Source organism: Herpetosiphon sp. NSE202, assembly GCF_042688385.1.
Lineage (GTDB): Bacteria > Chloroflexota > Chloroflexia > Chloroflexales > Herpetosiphonaceae > Herpetosiphon.
This window is the reverse complement of sequence record NZ_JBHUPY010000030.1, coordinates 37,763-56,602: the sequence shown is the minus strand read 5'-3', so window position 1 is coordinate 56,602 and position 18,840 is coordinate 37,763. Positions and strand designations below refer to the sequence as shown.

The 18,840-nt window shown below is 48.7% G+C and carries 11 protein-coding genes and 1 CRISPR repeat array; all 11 genes read right to left on the bottom strand.

Annotated elements, in window-relative coordinates; translation table 11 throughout:
• Window positions 1–90: 90 nt before the first annotated feature.
• A CRISPR array of direct repeats spans window positions 91–5,303; the repeat unit is 37 nt; unit sequence GTTTTAATCCCTTGCAGGGATTCGGTATTTATTGAAC.
• Between the two features lie 223 nt (window positions 5,304–5,526).
• Entirely contained in the window at window positions 5,527–5,811 is a 285-nt protein-coding gene (gene cas2, locus ACFMKP_RS24645; protein ID WP_110515520.1) for a CRISPR-associated endonuclease Cas2, read from the bottom strand.
• Between the two features lie 3 nt (window positions 5,812–5,814).
• Window positions 5,815–6,867, bottom strand: a complete 1,053-nt coding sequence (gene cas1d / locus ACFMKP_RS24640) for a type I-D CRISPR-associated endonuclease Cas1d (protein ID WP_382296477.1) — start codon at window positions 6,865–6,867, stop codon at window positions 5,815–5,817.
• Window positions 6,868–6,878: 11 nt separating this feature from the next.
• Window positions 6,879–7,496, bottom strand: a complete 618-nt coding sequence (cas4, locus tag ACFMKP_RS24635; RefSeq protein WP_382296474.1) for a CRISPR-associated protein Cas4 — start codon at window positions 7,494–7,496, stop codon at window positions 6,879–6,881.
• The gene (gene cas6, locus ACFMKP_RS24630; RefSeq protein ID WP_204758110.1) at window positions 7,496–8,317 is read right to left on the bottom strand and encodes a CRISPR-associated endoribonuclease Cas6; all 822 of its coding nucleotides are present in this window, start codon (window positions 8,315–8,317) and stop codon (window positions 7,496–7,498) included. Before cas6 ends, cas4 begins: the two co-directional genes overlap by 1 nt.
• Before the next feature lie 11 nt (window positions 8,318–8,328).
• Window positions 8,329–10,665 (bottom strand): type I-D CRISPR-associated helicase Cas3', encoded by a 2,337-nt coding sequence (cas3, locus tag ACFMKP_RS24625; protein WP_382296470.1) that lies wholly within the window; start codon window positions 10,663–10,665, stop codon window positions 8,329–8,331.
• On the bottom strand, window positions 10,662–11,423 hold the full coding sequence (gene cas5d / locus ACFMKP_RS24620; RefSeq protein WP_382296467.1) for a type I-D CRISPR-associated protein Cas5/Csc1: 762 nt from the start codon (window positions 11,421–11,423) through the stop codon (window positions 10,662–10,664). The genes cas3 and cas5d overlap by 4 nt, the downstream gene beginning before the upstream one ends.
• 2 nt (window positions 11,424–11,425) lie before the next feature.
• A complete protein-coding gene (cas7d, locus tag ACFMKP_RS24615) occupies window positions 11,426–12,418 on the bottom strand; it encodes a type I-D CRISPR-associated protein Cas7/Csc2 (RefSeq protein WP_382296464.1) in 993 nt (330 codons plus the stop codon).
• 32 nt (window positions 12,419–12,450) lie between these two features.
• The gene (gene cas10d, locus ACFMKP_RS24610; protein WP_382296461.1) at window positions 12,451–15,408 is read right to left on the bottom strand and encodes a type I-D CRISPR-associated protein Cas10d/Csc3; all 2,958 of its coding nucleotides are present in this window, start codon (window positions 15,406–15,408) and stop codon (window positions 12,451–12,453) included.
• Window positions 15,409–15,676: 268 nt separating this feature from the next.
• Window positions 15,677–16,201 carry a GNAT family N-acetyltransferase gene (locus tag ACFMKP_RS24605; RefSeq protein ID WP_382296458.1) on the bottom strand — a complete coding sequence of 175 codons (525 nt, stop codon included), beginning with the start codon at window positions 16,199–16,201 and terminating at the stop codon, window positions 15,677–15,679.
• A gap of 301 nt (window positions 16,202–16,502) precedes the next feature.
• Window positions 16,503–17,867 (bottom strand): cytochrome P450, encoded by a 1,365-nt coding sequence (locus ACFMKP_RS24600; protein WP_382296455.1) that lies wholly within the window; start codon window positions 17,865–17,867, stop codon window positions 16,503–16,505.
• A 29-nt stretch (window positions 17,868–17,896) separates the two neighbouring features.
• The gene (locus ACFMKP_RS24595) at window positions 17,897–18,544 is read right to left on the bottom strand and encodes a TetR/AcrR family transcriptional regulator (protein ID WP_382296452.1); all 648 of its coding nucleotides are present in this window, start codon (window positions 18,542–18,544) and stop codon (window positions 17,897–17,899) included.
• Window positions 18,545–18,840: the final 296 nt, after the last annotated feature.

Sequence of the window (18,840 nt, the reverse complement as noted above, 5' to 3'; positions counted from 1 at the left end):
TGGCCATGGAAGCTCCTTCCGGCCCTCGACTTAAGATGGATACACCAGATCTGTCTCACCTATGTTAGCACAGAGGGATATGCGCCTGATGTTTTAATCCCTTGCAGGGATTCGGTATTTATTGAACGCCGCAGGAAGTCGCCCAATTCGATTTATAAGGGTTTTAATCCCTTGCAGGGATTCGGTATTTATTGAACTGGAGCTAGCCCAAGCGGTATGCCGTGCGATTGTTAGTTTTAATCCCTTGCAGGGATTCGGTATTTATTGAACCAAACAAGAGGACGTACTGCCGCAACTTGCCATGTTTTAATCCCTTGCAGGGATTCGGTATTTATTGAACTGCCAACACCAGAGCCACAGCCGCCGATTGTCCTGTTTTAATCCCTTGCAGGGATTCGGTATTTATTGAACCGCGATTGTCGTGTTGTGTGAGCATTATGCGATTATGTTTTAATCCCTTGCAGGGATTCGGTATTTATTGAACAAAGGCCCCGTTATTGGTTCTGAAAAAATCAGCCGCGTTTTAATCCCTTGCAGGGATTCGGTATTTATTGAACTCAATCGGATATTCCTGGGCTGACTGACGGCCAGGTTTTAATCCCTTGCAGGGATTCGGTATTTATTGAACCATCCTGCCATCACAAGCAGGATTGCCATAAGAGGAGTTTTAATCCCTTGCAGGGATTCGGTATTTATTGAACTTGCGCCACATCGCCAAGGCTAGTTCAGCAGGGTTTTAATCCCTTGCAGGGATTCGGTATTTATTGAACCGCCAGCTCGACCGCCCGATTCGATCCAAGATCCTGGTTTTAATCCCTTGCAGGGATTCGGTATTTATTGAACGTGGATTATCAGCCACTTCCCCGAGCACCGGATCTAGTTTTAATCCCTTGCAGGGATTCGGTATTTATTGAACGGATGGCGCGCGAGGATGCGGCGCATTGGATGGCGGTTTTAATCCCTTGCAGGGATTCGGTATTTATTGAACGCTGATACCCGTCACGCTGGATTTGGCGCGCATATCGTTTTAATCCCTTGCAGGGATTCGGTATTTATTGAACACAAAACAGAGGTGGTGACATGAAACGTTCAAAAAAGTTTTAATCCCTTGCAGGGATTCGGTATTTATTGAACCCTGAGTGGGTATGCCCCGCCAGTGCAAATGCGGATGGTTTTAATCCCTTGCAGGGATTCGGTATTTATTGAACATACGGTTTATACAAGTCGCTTGACATGAGCTTAGTTTTAATCCCTTGCAGGGATTCGGTATTTATTGAACGTCAGCAGCATTAAGCATGCGTTCTACGAAGGCATGTTTTAATCCCTTGCAGGGATTCGGTATTTATTGAACGAATGTGGATATTGACACCTATCCATCCGGTTTCAATGTTTTAATCCCTTGCAGGGATTCGGTATTTATTGAACTTTCATGCGTTGACAGATCGTCCACTAGAGCGCTAGTTTTAATCCCTTGCAGGGATTCGGTATTTATTGAACTGGGTCGCAAAAGTGACCGCCTTTGACGGTATGTTTTAATCCCTTGCAGGGATTCGGTATTTATTGAACACGAGGTGGCCGCATGACAAATCGCCCAGGCTTTGTTTTAATCCCTTGCAGGGATTCGGTATTTATTGAACCGCCAGCCAGCAGCGCTGCGGCTTCGTACACGGTGAGTTTTAATCCCTTGCAGGGATTCGGTATTTATTGAACTTCGCTTAAAAAGCCCTTGACTTTCAGAATCCGTTTTAATCCCTTGCAGGGATTCGGTATTTATTGAACATCAATGGTGTTCCCGTGGTGCAGGTTGAACTCAAGTTTTAATCCCTTGCAGGGATTCGGTATTTATTGAACAGACATCATGCCATAGGCGCTGTATAGTGTTGCGTTTTAATCCCTTGCAGGGATTCGGTATTTATTGAACATCAGCACCAGGCGCGGCGGAATCCCTACTGAAGTTTTAATCCCTTGCAGGGATTCGGTATTTATTGAACATCACGACCAGCTTCACGAATATCGCAAATGCAAATGTGTTTTAATCCCTTGCAGGGATTCGGTATTTATTGAACCCACGCGGGCATCAATTCGATGTTGATAGCGTCAAGTTTTAATCCCTTGCAGGGATTCGGTATTTATTGAACATAAAATGGCGATAGTAGAACATTTGTATTTTATGGTTTTAATCCCTTGCAGGGATTCGGTATTTATTGAACTTACGAATTGCCAAGAATGAACGCAAATTAGCAAGTTTTAATCCCTTGCAGGGATTCGGTATTTATTGAACTCCTCGCCTATTCCTTGATCTTGATTCGCTTGATGTTTTAATCCCTTGCAGGGATTCGGTATTTATTGAACCGCCCGTGATATAGGTTGATTGGAAGATTTGTGGTTTTAATCCCTTGCAGGGATTCGGTATTTATTGAACTCACATTGTCACAAGTGTTAGCACGACGCATTACAAGTTTTAATCCCTTGCAGGGATTCGGTATTTATTGAACGTCTTTTTGATGAGCTGCGCTATTCTTTATTATTTACGTTTTAATCCCTTGCAGGGATTCGGTATTTATTGAACTTCATTTGGCATGATCCCCAAGTAAACTGCAGTTTTAATCCCTTGCAGGGATTCGGTATTTATTGAACCCAATTTCTGAAGCTGTAAATATTTGTGTAGTCGTTTTAATCCCTTGCAGGGATTCGGTATTTATTGAACCGCATGATTACAAAGAAGATATGTTGACGAAAAGTTTTAATCCCTTGCAGGGATTCGGTATTTATTGAACAGCAGCCCGCGAAGCCAACTACATCAATCAACGCGAGTTTTAATCCCTTGCAGGGATTCGGTATTTATTGAACCGTACAATAATCAGCTAATTCTCATTCACAATCGGTTTTAATCCCTTGCAGGGATTCGGTATTTATTGAACTGAGGCCGTCCGTTTGCTGGCATGGTCACTGGGCATGTTTTAATCCCTTGCAGGGATTCGGTATTTATTGAACGGGAATCGGGCAATGAATAGTGATGTTTTGCGCTGGTTTTAATCCCTTGCAGGGATTCGGTATTTATTGAACCCAGTGGGATAAAATGGCGATAGTAGAACATGTGTATTGTTTTAATCCCTTGCAGGGATTCGGTATTTATTGAACATTTCAATTCGGCTTCGATTTGGGCGATTCGACGGCGGTTTTAATCCCTTGCAGGGATTCGGTATTTATTGAACTGAAGGCAATAGCCCGCAGCGCTGATCGTCCACAGCGTTTTAATCCCTTGCAGGGATTCGGTATTTATTGAACTTGGCGCGGGCATTGGTGAGGTATTCACGGCTGTTTTAATCCCTTGCAGGGATTCGGTATTTATTGAACGATATTGACGGACATCAGTTATCGTTGGCAGTGCCAGTTTTAATCCCTTGCAGGGATTCGGTATTTATTGAACATGGTCAGGACATGAACATGCTTTTATTTGGCAAGTTTTAATCCCTTGCAGGGATTCGGTATTTATTGAACTGATTGAGGCATGGCAAGCCTACAAGCCATTGTTTTAATCCCTTGCAGGGATTCGGTATTTATTGAACCTTTTGAACCATCAAAATGGCATAGGGGTTGACACGTTTTAATCCCTTGCAGGGATTCGGTATTTATTGAACTTCGCCATTGCGCAGCTTGCCCCACTGCGAGCGGAGTTTTAATCCCTTGCAGGGATTCGGTATTTATTGAACCGATCCATCCTTCGTCACGGCGTAAGGCAAAAAGTTTTAATCCCTTGCAGGGATTCGGTATTTATTGAACGCCATGGTGGTGGCGATGGCTTCCAACGGTGCGAGTTTTAATCCCTTGCAGGGATTCGGTATTTATTGAACCTCGATGCGCTGCCATCGCCCTGTTGCCTTGAAGCGCTGTTTTAATCCCTTGCAGGGATTCGGTATTTATTGAACGCCATGTATCTACGCCGCCATTGGCCGTGTAGAAAGTTTTAATCCCTTGCAGGGATTCGGTATTTATTGAACGTTTCTTTGACGTGTATGGAGTTTTGTATGGACAAAGTTTTAATCCCTTGCAGGGATTCGGTATTTATTGAACGCAGTCCTGACGACCATCAACATTGTGCCGAAGTTTTAATCCCTTGCAGGGATTCGGTATTTATTGAACTCGATCGGCGCTTGAAGGTCATGGGGACGCGCTTGTTTTAATCCCTTGCAGGGATTCGGTATTTATTGAACAACGTTGATACCCAAGCATCATTAGCAACGTCCAAATGTTTTAATCCCTTGCAGGGATTCGGTATTTATTGAACCAATGGATTCAAGATGCTTGACATAGTTCAGATCGCGCACCCGGTTTTAATCCCTTGCAGGGATTCGGTATTTATTGAACACGTCCCCTCTTCATCGTCAATAGAATAATTAAGTTTTAATCCCTTGCAGGGATTCGGTATTTATTGAACCGCGCTTGCCGCCGTCGGTGTAATCACGGCATGGTTTTAATCCCTTGCAGGGATTCGGTATTTATTGAACCGTCATTGACGGTCGTCCCCATATCATTAAAGGCAGGTTTTAATCCCTTGCAGGGATTCGGTATTTATTGAACATGAAACAACCAAATGTAGCATGGAATGAATGGTGTCGTTTTAATCCCTTGCAGGGATTCGGTATTTATTGAACCGCCACGCGCATAGCCGCCAAACCACTTAGCCCCAAGTTTTAATCCCTTGCAGGGATTCGGTATTTATTGAACTTGGTAGGTTCTCGGCCGCCACGACATCAGGTAAATAGTTTTAATCCCTTGCAGGGATTCGGTATTTATTGAACGCACAAGGCCCAAGTCCAAGGCGAGGCCGTTGTTGTTTTAATCCCTTGCAGGGATTCGGTATTTATTGAACGAAATGCGGGTCAGTTGATACCGCGTGCAATATTTGTTTTAATCCCTTGCAGGGATTCGGTATTTATTGAACACCGCTATTGTCAGCCTTTGCCTATGAATTTCATGGTTTTAATCCCTTGCAGGGATTCGGTATTTATTGAACAGAGCGGCTGGACGGATTGCACCGTCACGTTGCGTTTTAATCCCTTGCAGGGATTCGGTATTTATTGAACGGCACGGACATCCGCTACATGTGCCATATTGAAATTGTTTTAATCCCTTGCAGGGATTCGGTATTTATTGAACCTGCTATCGAGCAGCGTTACACCCAACAACCACAGGTTTTAATCCCTTGCAGGGATTCGGTATTTATTGAACACAATCTATGTCGGCGGGCAGCATACCAACTTAGGTTTTAATCCCTTGCAGGGATTCGGTATTTATTGAACCGCCCCTCGATTCTGGCCGCATTATACCACACCAAAATGGCGCTTGATCGAGCAGCAGGCACGTTTGCCGCTCGATCATCTCGTTGCAGGTTCGTTATTCGAATAAATGTTTGACACATGAACATCGTTTGGGCCTTTCTGAAGACCAATAGAATCATTTGGTGTTTGATCGAGCAGCGCAGGCTGATGCTTGCATGGGCTACGCCGCTCGATCGATTTTTAGCTAAAGAATAATCGTAATCGCTTCACGTGGCTGTGGGCTGCCAAACGTAATCGCTTGTTCAACACACGCCCCGCAAACTCGATAAAGCCGAACGGTATCGAGCGCAGGCTCGACGATTCGATTAAGTTTTGCCCTCAATTCTACCAAATGACGTTTGGTTAGCCAACATTCAAACAATGAATATTGGGTCCAGTAGCCATAGCCGCACAGCAATTTGTGAATTTTGCTGCGCCGTTGATCGTTGGGGATGTCGTAGGCAATGATGTAGAGCGTACTATCAGCCATTGCTTACCTCACCAGAAATGGAATATAGTGTTGAATTTCGCCCATCAGCGCTTTGGCCAGCAGGCGGGCCTGCAATTCGATACAGCGTCGATAGCTGACGCGATAGCCAAAAATTGGGTGTTGAATTTCGCTGCTGAAGCGTTCTTCGAGCTTGGTTAAGAAGAGTTTACGCCCTTCTTTGCTCAATTGAACGCTGCCAGGTTCGTGCTGAAAATGTTGTTTGTTGAGAATTTTGCTGTTAAGCACACTCAGCACAACTGAATCGACAATCACTGGGCGAAATTCTTCCATGAGATCGAGCGCCAAGGCTGGCTTGCCAAAACTCGATTGATGCAGCAAGCCAATGTAGGGGTCAAAGCCCACAATCGCCAATTGGCTCAAAACTTGGCTGGTCAGAATAACATAGCCATACGATAACAGTGCATTGACTGGATCAGGCGGCGGGCGACGGCGGCGACCATTCCACTCCCATGGCTGGTTCAGCAACTCGCTCCAACAATCCCAGTAGGCTGCACTGCCTTGGCCTTCACAGCCGAAAATTGGCCCAAGCCCATGCATGCGGTCAAGTGGATCATACGCTGCTGGTATGGCTAGGCCATGCAGATCACGATGGGCGGCTCGCAGGCTTTCAATTGCTTGGCTAAGCCGTGGCTGGCGTTGGGAGCGATTAAAACGCAAGATTTGGGTGCGAAGATTGCGCAATTTGCCATCAATAAAGGCCCGCGCCACGCTAAAGCGTTGGCTGATGTCGGTATGAGCTGCATATTGGGCCAAACGCAAGGTCGCATTGCGGGTTGGATCAGGCGTGAGCGCACCCTGCGAGCGCCCTGTATAGCTCAAAAAATGGGTGCAAATTCGTCGTTCGAGCAGGCTGGCAAGCGCCGAAGCAGTCAGGGTTATTTCGCCTTGAACCACAACCCGATCAATGACATTTAATGGAATGCGCACCACTTGGCGCTGCCGCCCAAGGGCTTGATCTTCGGGAATTTCAACCCGCAACGCTTCGCCTTCGCGCTTGACAATACTATATTGCTCCGAAAGATAGAGTGTTTGCATGAGCCACTCCTTTAATCGTTAGCCTCGCTCAGCGGGTTTGGATTGGTCGTCAAATGGCGAACTTCATCAGGTAAACATAATGGTTGCAGGCTGCAATCCCGACATTTGGCTTTTTGGGTCGTTGGTGCTGGTAGTTGATTGTTTTGACATAATGTATGCGCTTGGGCAATCACGTCGATTGTTTGCTGGCGCAGTTCAGCATCAAACTCCACCAATTCGCGCCGCCGATTGGCCCACGAAAAAATAAAGCCTTGGTTGATCGTGCAGGCAAACATTTCTTCTAAACAGAGAGCTTGGGCACAAAGTTGCACATGATCATTGCGCCAACGGCCAAGTTTGCCACGTTTATATTCAACTGGACATAATTCGCCCTGATCATTCGCCAATAAATCGACAATGCCCGTAATGCGCCAGCGTTGACTGAACACATAGACCGAGCGTTCCTGCACCTCCCCAGCAATCCAGGTGCGGCCTCCAGCATCAACGCTGCTGTGTAAAATTTGGCCGTCGGCGACAAATTCATTAATCAGCATTTCTGCTTGCAAATATTCGTAGCCAAAGCGGCGCGGGCAATAGGCTAAGGCATTGAGCATCGCAATTGGAACATAATCTGGCTCAAAGGCATTCATTATTCCTCCTGCTGTTTGGTTTTGAGGCGTTGCACCAAGCCCATGCCTTGGGTTGTTTTCGCGCCAACGCCAAGATACATGGCTGCATCGGCGAGCGTGGTCAAAATTCGCCGCTCGTGCAGATCGCCTGCCAGTTTGTAGCACACCTTGCCGAGGAAGCCGAGTTGTTTGTTTTGGGCATGCAGCATATCGGTGTGTAATTGATAGCGTTTAATTTGAATATCAAATTGTTCTAACTGCTCGCAGCTTGCCAATGGCGTTGGGGCAAAGGCGTTCCAACGCCGCAGCAACGATTGAAAGACGCTTTGGCCATCGGGCAGCAAGCCAACTCGCTGTTTGCCTGCGCTATCACGGCCCAACTTGAAGCAGGTTGGCGTGGCAAACCACAGCGTAACTTCATCGCTGGCTTGGGCTTGATCAACTAAGCTTTGCCATGAGCTAGTGCCGGCCCAAGCGCTATACTGGCTGGTGGTATGAATTGCGTGCAGATTGAAATGGCTGCTGCCCAAGCGTAATTGTTGCTGTGGCCGTTGCAGAAAGCTCTGAGCAAAGGGCCAATATAAACTTGCCTGCAGAAACGCAACCCGCAGCGGGTAGCTTTCGCCGTTGTGTAAGCGGCGAGCTTGCTGAGGCAGCGGCGTGACCGTCCATGGCTTGGTTTGGCTGGCGGCATGCAATTGTTCCGATAAGGCAGGATCGCTTGCTTTGATCAATTCTAAAAACAGCGCATGCGCCCGATGGCCTTGGGTTCGCTCAAGCTGCGTACCATGCGCAGCAGTTAATTCAAGCACACAGGCAATTAATTCTGGTTGGGCAAGCATTATGGCTCCTCTTACAACAAAATTGGCTGATCGTTGACCCGTTTTTGGCGCATCAGAAAGTGGCGTTTGAGTTCAGGGATAACGTGAAAGGCCGCGGTTCCGGTTACCACGCTGTATTCTTCGAACATGCCATTAAAATCAACATTGAGGCGTTGGCGATAGATCGGGCCGCCTTGTAACACCCGAATCAAGGCACTGACGCTTGCTTGATCAACAATCAAACAGGGAATTGCATTGGTTTGCACAGCGTTATAAATGGCTGATGGCGTGGGTACAACAAGCCGAGTCGCATATTCAAACGCACTTAATCCTAGGCCTTTGAGGCCAACAATCGCGTTGCAATAGCGTTCTTCAAAGGTTTTTTGGTCAAGCTGATCAAGGTTTGGATAGTCGAAGGCTAAACCAAGCTGCGTAGCTCGATGCTGCATAATTTGCAGATAGACTGCCGCCGTTTCACTTGGGCCTGCATCCTGCTCGAAATGGGCTTTTGAGCGATAGATCGTCACCTCGTAATTACAAAAAACGTGAAAGAGATCGAAATAGTTGAGGGTCTGGCTGGAAAGTAACTGTTTGGGATCGTAAATCGCTGCTTTTGGGCCTTGCCAAGCTTCACGAAAATTAAACAGCGCCTTGGTGATTGCCACTTGCGATTCGATAAAATCGATCAGCTCGGTTTGCTGCTTTTCATGTCCAATCAAGCGCGCATCAAGAATGGGACGCACTTGCTGGGGCGAAATTTCTTGTTGGATCGATTTTGTGCAAGCAAGCCAGCTAAGGTATTTGGCATAATGTTTGGCAACTGCATTGCGATCGGCCCATTTGGCGCTCGCTGCGAGCTTGAGCCATTGTTCGCGCTCCTCATACAGCTGATACACATGGCGAAAACTCTTGAATGTGCGTTTGCTGGTGGGAGCAAAAATCGCCCGCATAGCATCAAACAAAGCCTCTTGATCGGGATCGTCTTTGGGCGTGAGTTGCTGTAACTTGAGCAATGGATAAAAGCTTTCGAGTAAGGCATATTGGTTGATATAGCCTTCGAGTTGATGCTTGGCTGGCAGTTGCTCAAGCTGCTGAATGATGCTAGCCCATTCGGCGCGATTGAGGGTTTGTTGATCCCAGGTTTTGAGCGCTGCAAAGGCTTCTTCGCTGACAAAAACATGGGCCTCGCTAGCGATGGCGGTTTCTTCGCGACCTAACACGCGGCCTGCGCGTCCAATCCGCTGGGTCAGCTCGTCGCCAAATTTCGCATCGCAGATTAAGCGATCGATGCTTTGGCGAGTTTTGCCTGGCCGCCCAAAGTTATAGCCAATATCAACTGTGGGTGTGGCCAAAATAACGGGCCGCACCAAGCGTCGATGTTCTGGCGGTTCTGGCCCAGTAATCCGAACTGGCTCCAGTTGGCGTAAGCTAGCATACATGCGGTTGATTTTGCCAAGACTGCTGCTAATAATCACGCTATCGAGCGCATTTGCCTGCCAATCGGCAATAAGCTGGCTTTGGGTTTGTAGCCATTCTTCAAGCTTGGCATTGTGAATGTGCAACGTCAAGGGAGTTAAGGTTGGCGTTGTTGGTAAATCGGCGCTGCTTGCTGGCTCGTTATCGGGGCCGACGCGTTGCCAGCCATCAGCCCCAAATAGTTGATTCAGATAGCGATAAACTGCATTGCGCGGCGTGGCTGAGAGCAAACAAATTTTATAGCCAGCAGCAAAATAGCCCCATTCGTGCCAGAGCTTGAAGAAAAACAAGAAGTTGCTAAATTGCTTGGTATCGTAATAGTGAAATTCATCGATCACAATATAGCGAAATTGGCGAATAAATTTCTCCCAGACATTGCGCTGATCCAAGCGGCCATAGCGAAAATAGAGCGCCAAGTAGAAAATATCGGGGTTGGTGACTGCCACGAATGGCAGTTTTTCAGCAGCATCTGGTAGCCCAAGTTCTTGGTTGAACGTCAAGGGATTGGCGATCAGGCGCTGCAAAATTTCGCCGCGTCTGGTTTCGCTGCTGATGGCACGGATTGTCGCAGCATTAATCGGCACTGTGCGCATTGGAATGTTGTTGGCATCGATAAAGGCTTGGGCATCGGCGCAATGCTGCTCAATTAGGGCATTGGTTGGCGCAATAATTAACGTATTGTGGCCTTGTTGGGCTGGGTGCAGCAAGCGCAACAGCGCGGCGTTGGTTTTGCCTGTGCCAGTCGCATAGGTGTTCATCACCAAGGTCGCTTGCTCAAGGGCTTGGTAGGTGCGCACTTGATGATAGAGCAATGGCGAAGCCCCGCGATAGGCTGGAATGGCCGCTGCTGGAGCTAATTTTTCTGCATGGCCCGTTAATTGAAGCGTGATCATTTGAAGGCCTCCAGATTAAAGGCCATGCCTTGGGGCAGCAGCTTGCCATCATCAAGCTCATAGCACGGGCCTTGCACATGGCTATTGCGAATTAATGGTGTTGGCGGCACATGCAACACATCAAAGGCCAATAAGCGACAAGCTGGGCTGAGATCGGCTCCGGCCAGTAAAAATGGGATTGAGCCGCCAGCGCTTTCTGCGAGAATCGTGACTGGCTGGCTTTGCAGAAAGGCCTTGCTCATCCATTTGCCAAGCCGCAAATAGCTGGGCAGCTGCAACTCACGTTGGCTGATCGCATAAAACTCGGCAGTTGTGCCAATCGCCAGCGCTCGAATGCGGCCGAATTGCGGGCGATTTTCGACCCGCACTTTTTTGGGCGTGCTCACGCCATCGTGAATGTACCATGAGCTGCCATTGCGTTCGGCCCATGTGCCTTCGGGCGCGGTGATGATGGCGTTATTGCCCATGGCAAACCAATAGCTTTCCGCTTGCGCATTGAATTGACCAAGGCTAAATTTGGCTGCATTGGTAATCGTGGCAGGTGTCAAATAGACACCTGCCTGATTTAACGCTGCCAAATCTTGTTGATAGTAGATGGTTTTGCCATCGTTGTAGTAGCGGCTGGGTGCTAAGCCCAAGGCATAGGCCAAAGCAATATGCCCAATAAAGGCCTCAGTTTGATACAAATTGCTAATTTCACGGGTGCTAAAGAAAGTTGGCTCTTGCAACACCAGCCGACAGCGATAAATCTGTACCATGGTTATTTTCCTTTTTTCTGAGTTGCGGGATAACTGGCTGCCAGCCGCGAGAGCATGGTTTTGAGCTGTTCAGGGTCGGCATAGATTTGGCCCAATTCGGCAACCAAACTCTCGCGTTCTGCTTCGCTCAGCCAGGTAACTTGGCCAATAACTCGTTGGCGGAGCGCTTGCATAGCTTGTTGGGCAGCGTTTTTAATTGTGTTGGTGTGGAGCGGGAACGATGGTTCATGCTCGTCGCCGCGCAGCAAATCGTAGGTATGTTGCACCCACTCAAGGTTGGAGAATAATTCGCAATTGCTCCAGGCCATGCCAATCAGCTGATTGCGGGTTTTGCCAATGCGCGAGGAAATTGCACCGTAGCGGCTTGAGCGCAGAATATTGCCAACGATATAGCGCAATTCATCGGCACTGACATCCTTGAGGGTTTCAATATCGAGAAAAACGCTCTCGGGCTTGACATATTCATCGGTGCCAATGCTCGTTGAGGGATCGCCGGTTTCGGGGTTGCGCATGGTGCTGTTATCGAACAAGGCATTGAATTGGCGCGTGCCAACAATCGTTGCCGCAGGGTGCAAGCTGAAGGCATCATCGGTGATGACCCGTGAGCGTTGCGCGCCGCCGCCGCCAGCAGCATAGCCATAAACCATACAATCAATACAACGTTCGCAAGGGTTGTTGGTGTTGAGCGAGCAGATCGCATTGGCCTTGGGTGTAGTGTGCAAAAGCTGATATTCGCGCAGCAATTCGCGGCCCATGCGGCGCTCGACGGCAACTTGTTTGCGCTTGCTGATGACAACCCGTTGAATTAATTCGGTATCACCTGCTTTCTGGCCAGCAAAAACAAACTCGCGGTTGAGTGGTTCGCCGCTGCCTTCGGTGCGAAACATGGCCTCAGATTCGACGTGGCGCAGAATAAAGATGCTGACAAAACGGCCATTCGGATAGGGATTGTACTGGTCGATCAAGTGGTTTTGGTAGTTGTTCAAAATGCTCATTCTTGGTGCTCCTTTATCAATCCAATAAAAAATTATTCGCTTTCGCTACTATCGGCGTTGAGACCTTCTGCTTGGGCTTCTTCGGCGCTGAGTGGTTTGGCGCGGAAATGTTGTTGCAGATAAAAATGATAGGCTGAGCGCAAGACTTTTTCGTGGTTGAGCAAGCGCGCTGGCTTGCCTGCATACACGCCATAGTAAATATCGCTGAAAAATACTTGGACAAAAGCCTCGCAGGCGGCGAGCAGCTTCTTGCCACTCTTAAAGCCGCTCAAGGTGCGGGTTCGTTGAATGTGCTGGTACATATCTTCGATGGCGGCAGCTTGTAGCACCGCAGGATTTAACTCCTCGCTTTGCAGATTAATTTTGCGCAACACTTCATCCAAGGCCGTGAGCATTGAACTTTTCTTCCACGAGGAGCCACGTAAATTGCCTTGACGAGCAATTTCGGCGAGCCGATTGAGATGGAAATCGAGTTTTTCCATTGATTGATCTCCCATACTAAGGGCCAAATCGCGGACTGGTTGAAACAGCGTGCGAATCAGCCAAACTGAGGCCTGATGGCCAGCTTTGGCTTCGGCATATTTTTCGGCCAAGTAAAAAATGCGTAGCGGATGATCGGCCATGGCTCCAATGAAATCGACCACTGGATCGGCATTGGCCAGCGCCACAACCTCACGAATTTGATATAGCCATTCAAGTTGCCGCCAGAGTTTGCTTAAACTGCCTGGATCTTTGGATTTTTGGGCGAAATATTCGTAATCGTTTTGGCGCACGAAGCCACGGGCATGCAGCGGAGTCAAATCAACATACACATCGCCAAAGGCTTCTTTGCTAAGCGGGGGCACGGCGGCAGCACTGAGCAAAACCTTGCAACCAAAATGATGCTGCAATAACAAGGCGTGCTGCAAGGCAAACAAAAAGCGCTCTGTATCGGTTTCGCCAGCAGGATTGAGCGGCAAGGTGATTAAACCGCCAAGTGTTTTGCTATAGCGCGGGCTATACAAACCATAAGGCTGGGCTTTATCGGCCTTGGTGCGCATGGTGAAATTGAGGGTTGGCGCACGCTTTTGGGCAATAGCCAAGATTGCTGTGCTCACATCGGCCAAGCGCACAGCTCCGGTCAGCGTATCTTCACGGGTCAAATGCTGAAAGGTTGAGCGTAGGCTTTCGAGCAATGGCGCTGGCAAAAACGAATAGGGAAACATGTGTAAATAGATCGTACGCTCGCCACTAATCTCGCGATAGTTGAGTTTTTCGACCAAATATTGAATTAAGCACAGCTCGCAAATGTGTTTAACTGGCTCGCCTGGGCCGCCAGCTAGCCGATTCGAGAACATTTGGATTTTGATGTCGGAACGGACATTGGCCGAACCCCATTTGTCGGTTTTCATTGGCAGGCTACATTGGACACATTGTTTGGAGTTTTGGCGCACATAATTGGGCAAGCTGCCAGCAAAATCAGCAGCGCTGCGCTCCTGACCATCAAACACCAAGACATGCTGTAAATAGGCATCAATCGTTGCTAAGCGAGGGTCACTCGTGGTTTGAGTATCGACTAGTCTGCTACCATCAGCTTCGATTTTATGATAAAGCTGTTCGCTGGTGAGTTGCAGTTCAGTGGCAATTGCATAAGCCCGATCCATACGGGCATCAAAACCATCGTAGACTGCCCAGCGCTCTGCTGGCAGATCGAGCAATTGATAGAGATGCGGCCATGCATCGGGAATTGCTTGCTCGCAATGCTCGATCAGGAAAATGTAGTAGCTACGAATTAGCTCGCCAAGCTGCAACTGGCTATTGGTTTGCGGCACGGGGCCACGTTCTAAAATGGCCTCGATTGCCTGCTTGGTTGCTTGCTGAGCGCTTGGATTGGCTGCCTTGGCTTGGCGTTTGGCAAGCAGATCGCTGGTGCGTTTGATTGACGCTTCGTTGAGTGCTTGCATTTTATCGGCTTTGACCGAGCGCCGTTGAATGATGGTATCAATCGCGGCCAGAATTTTGGCGAATGGCAGATTGAGTTCTAAGCATTTGCGATCAACCGTGATGCCCATGTTGATTGCGCGAATAAACTCGCGAAAGCCTGCGCTAGTCATTTCATTAATTGTGTCGGCAACGCGAGCGGCAATCGCTGAACGAACCGCCGGATCAAGGGTTGGTTTGTGGCCTTTTGGTTGCAGATAGGCCACGCCATCGGGATAATAGAGCAGCGGCAGTAGCCCGAAGCGTTCGCTTACTTCCTCAACCACTGCATTATGAATAATATTGCTAAAACTGCCGCGCTGTTCAGCCACGCGATGCCGCCAAAATGTATATTGTTGGTCGCTAAATGTGTTGATTGAATGTAGAAACTGATCTTTGTGGCGTTGTTCGTCGAGTGTCTGTGATAGATCGATGCCATCTGCTGCCCGCATCAGCAGCACAAGTTTATCGAGCCGATCCATGGGCAATGTGAATTTTGGCTGATTGTTCAGATTGAGGGCTTGCACGCCAGTCCAATTATGGCCTGAATGGCGTTGCATCAGGCTAATAATATCGTTGAGATAGGCTTCGTAGCCCTCGAAAAACACATCAAGCTTAACGTTGCTCATCTCGCGTACGACGTTATTGGGCTTGGTTAGCTCTAAATAACTCTGATAGTGCTCACTTGCTTGAACTTTATTGATGTCGTGAATCGTGAAAGCGGTAAACAAGACCTTGGTTTCTTCGTCGCTGAGTTGTAACAGGCCGCGCAAATGCTGAAGCACCAAGATGCCATTCAAAACGTGGTTGTACAGCGATTCGCCGGCCTTGCCGCCTTCGCTCAGGCTAAATTGAATAACCTGTTTGTAGGGCAGTAAGCCATAATTAATCACATGTTTGCGATAGCGCTCGAATAAATCCTCCTCGTTTGGGGCTGGACCAAGTAAAAGATCAAAGAATTTGGGGTTGATGGGCGTTGTGTCGTTGGCTGTGTCCTCCGCTTCTGCATTCAAACTTGCTTCATCATCCATGCTGCCTCCTGAAACGCACTAAGAACGTGAGAGGATGTAATTGCTTGCTATGATGTTTGAAATCAAGTATACACGATGCTGCGGACACTGAATGTCCGTTTTAGTGCAAGCGCATGCAATTTAGCCCGAATTTTGCCAATTCATGCGTTGTTTGAGGAATGAAGCTAGAGCTGAGGTGCAGTTTGAGGAATGAAGCTAGAGCTGAGGTGCAGTTTGAGGAATGTTGGGTTCAGTTGATCGAGCATATTCTCAGCCTGAGGATGGTTGCTTAAAGCCATTTTTCCATGCGAATATCTGCCCACATGCGTTCTTGCCAGTAGGTAAAATCGTTGATGCGCCCAATTTCGTGGTAGCCACGTTTGGTATACAGCGCAAAAGCTGGCTGGTTAAATTCAAACACGCCTAGCTCAATTCGCCTGAGGCCTTGGGCTGCAATCTGTTGCTCTAAATAGACGAGGGCTTGATTGCCAATACCTTGGCCACGCGCGTGATGTTCGCCAATCGTGATGCCAATCCACGCACTATTTGCTTCGTGCTTCAACAGCAGCGGCGGATCAATTTGATAACTCATTTCGCCAATTAATTGCTGATCTGCATAGATTAAATAGATTGCTGTGTGTTGAATTCGTTGTGCCAAACTTGCGATCGTTATTTCGTTGGAGGCATCTAAATCTGCTTGATCGCGGTTGAATCGGGCTAAATACTTAATCTGCTGATCATTTTCCCAACGCGTAAACGCTGCGGCGATTGCGGTCGTTGGTTCCGTTAAACGGCTAAAGTGAATGCTGGCCATGTTATGTCCTTGCGCAAAAATTTGGTTCTTGGTCTATCGTACTGCGTTGCTTGGCAGCTCGCAAGTAGCGTAGCATGTGATGAACTAAGGATAGGATTTTTAGCAATTAGTCTGCTGGAGAGCGTTCCCTCACCCCCCAGCCCCCTCTCCCACTGAACGCGGGCGAGGGGGAGCACGATTGGAGAACCAAAAATCATCGATACAACTAGCGTACAAAAAGCCCCTCGCCCGCGCACGGGAGAGGGGTTGGGGTGAGGGGTCGTAACCTTTATTTTAGAAATACTCCCCAAGCCCCAGCGTTCTAGCGTTGGGTGATGAACATTGGCAAGCCATTGCGTGAGCCGAGCGTGCCATCCATCCAAATTTGGGGGCTGTGGCCTGGGACGTTGCGCAAGGCAAAATGGCGGGCCAGCATGGCTACAATCACATGCGATTCAAACAACGAGAAATTATTGCCAATGCAAATCCGTTGGCCTGCGGCGAATGGATGATACGCAAAGGGATGGCGCTGAGCTTCGCGCTCTGGCAACCAACGATCAGGGTCAAAGCGCAGCGGATCATCCCAAAAATCGGGGTGCCGATGGGTCAGATAGGGCATCACGGTCATACGCGAGCCAACTGGCACCTTGATGCCAGCAAATTCATCGGTTGCAACTGCATCGCGGGCATACATCGGCGCAGCGGGATAGAGCCGCAAGGTTTCTTTGATAACTTGCAAGGTGTAGGGCAATTGCTTGAGCAGCTCCAGCGTTGGTGGATTGTCGCCAAGCACACTATCAATTTCGGCCTGCATGCGCTCGGCAACCTCGGGATTATTGGCCAAGGCATACCACAGAAACGACAATGTGCGAGCGGTGGTTTCGTGGCCTGCGAAAAAGACCGTAATTGCTTCATCGCGCAACAAGATTGTGGACATTGGCTCGCCGGTTTCCTCATCGCGGGCTTGCATCATGCGGGTGAGCAAATCGTTGGGCCATTGCTCTGGTGCTTGGCGTTGACGCTCGGCGATGATGCCCTGAATATAGTCGTGAACTCGTTTGCGAGCCTCCAAGTAGGCGCGATTTTTGGGCGTTGGCATCCAGAGTGGCGCATGCAATGGGTTCATTTGGCGGCTTGAGGCAAAGCCGATCATGGTTTCGACGGCATGTTTGACCCATGCAATCGTTTCGTCGGCTTCGAGGCTAAACATACTTTTGAGGATAATCGATGCCGTTAGCACCGACATTTCGGTCAGAATATCGAGCGGCTGGCCCTGTTTGGCGGCTGCTGTCCAGCGCTCGCGAAACCAAACCCCATCATCAACCATAATTGGCAAATAGGTTTCGATTGAGCGGGGTGTGAAAAACGGAGCCATTAGTTTGCGCTGCCGCCGCCACAAGCTGCCAGTGCTTGCCACCAAGCCATCGCCCAATAATAGTTTGCGCACACCTTCATAGCTGGCTTTTTTCGAATAGGTGTCGCGTTGCTCAACCATCACGCGTTTAACATGATCTGGATGCACAATCAAAAACATATCTTGCGTGCCAAGTTGCAAATGCGCGAGATCGCCATAGCGTCGCCAAGTTGATTCAAAAAATTGGAGTGTTCCTTGGCGTTTGACCTCAAGCGCAATATCAAGCGCCAAACGGCTGCGCCGATGCGGAACCGAACGAACAGCGGTTGTCATATAAAAACTCCTTCGATTGCAGCAATGATTTAGGCTTGCGCACTTGCAAGATTAGGGAAAAACGAGCGACTCAGATAGCCCGCTAACTCTGCTGGGCTAATTTGGCCGCTGGCAAGCAGGCGTTCGTAGCTATTGGGTGCAAGCATGTTGACCAGCGTCGCGACCAGCACCACCGTGGGAATTGCTGGATCAAATTCAGCGTTGGCTTGACCTTCGGTCATCAAGGCCGTGATTAATTCCATGGCTTTGGCGCTATAGGCCGCCAGATCTGGGCGTTTATTGATGACGTTGGTGGTTAAGCCAAGCCGCGGATTGAGATCAAGCAGCACTTGGTTGCCTTGGGCTTGAATGCGGGTGTAGACATCGAGCAGCAAATGTTCGAGCCGCACCCGTGCTGGCAAAGTTTCAGCAAATATTTGTTCAATTTGGCGCAAAAATTGATTAAATTGTTGTTCAAAGAGCGCCACAACCAGCTCTTCTTTGCTGGCAAAGTGTAAATACACTGTGCCTTTGGCAATGCCAGTGCGGGCAGCAATTTCATCGATCGAGGCCTCGACATAGCCTTTTTCGCTGAAAAGTTGCTGGGCAACCTCAAGAATTAAGGCGGCTCGTTCTTCCCGTTGGCGCTCGCGCAGCGAACGCATTGGCAGCGGCGTTGCTAGGGTTTTTTGCTCCATTTGCATGTCCTTGAACTCAGGATTCATATTTATTGACTTGATGGTCATAATTTATGACCGATAAGTCATAATTTAGCATGATCGTGGTTTCTGTCAAGCCTACGCTGTTCATTGTGGATGCGCAACGCTTGAGGGTTCCCTCACCCCCAGCCTTTCAAGGGTAGGTTTGAATTGGTGGTGGTTTGGCACATTCCCTCACCCCCCAGCCCCCTCTCCCACGAAAACGCGGGCGAGGGGGAGCACCCGTGGTGCACCAAGGAATTGAGAGAGAACCACGATGTTAAAGCCCCTCGCCC

What these genes read in the sequence shown, in the direction of transcription:
- ACFMKP_RS24605 (WP_382296458.1), bottom strand. Translation starts at nt 16,201, where the DNA reads ATGGCCAGCATTCACTTTAGCCGTTTAACGGAACCAACGACCGCAATC.
- cas3 (WP_382296470.1), bottom strand. Translation starts at nt 10,665, where the DNA reads ATGATCACGCTTCAATTAACGGGCCATGCAGAAAAATTAGCTCCAGCA.
- ACFMKP_RS24595 (WP_382296452.1), bottom strand. Translation starts at nt 18,544, where the DNA reads ATGGAGCAAAAAACCCTAGCAACGCCGCTGCCAATGCGTTCGCTGCGC.
- cas4 (WP_382296474.1), bottom strand. Translation starts at nt 7,496, where the DNA reads ATGAATGCCTTTGAGCCAGATTATGTTCCAATTGCGATGCTCAATGCC.
- cas1d (WP_382296477.1), bottom strand. Translation starts at nt 6,867, where the DNA reads ATGCAAACACTCTATCTTTCGGAGCAATATAGTATTGTCAAGCGCGAA.
- cas2 (WP_110515520.1), bottom strand. Translation starts at nt 5,811, where the DNA reads ATGGCTGATAGTACGCTCTACATCATTGCCTACGACATCCCCAACGAT.
- cas5d (WP_382296467.1), bottom strand. Translation starts at nt 11,423, where the DNA reads ATGGTACAGATTTATCGCTGTCGGCTGGTGTTGCAAGAGCCAACTTTC.
- cas7d (WP_382296464.1), bottom strand. Translation starts at nt 12,418, where the DNA reads ATGAGCATTTTGAACAACTACCAAAACCACTTGATCGACCAGTACAAT.
- ACFMKP_RS24600 (WP_382296455.1), bottom strand. Translation starts at nt 17,867, where the DNA reads ATGACAACCGCTGTTCGTTCGGTTCCGCATCGGCGCAGCCGTTTGGCG.
- cas6 (WP_204758110.1), bottom strand. Translation starts at nt 8,317, where the DNA reads ATGCTTGCCCAACCAGAATTAATTGCCTGTGTGCTTGAATTAACTGCT.
- cas10d (WP_382296461.1), bottom strand. Translation starts at nt 15,408, where the DNA reads ATGGATGATGAAGCAAGTTTGAATGCAGAAGCGGAGGACACAGCCAAC.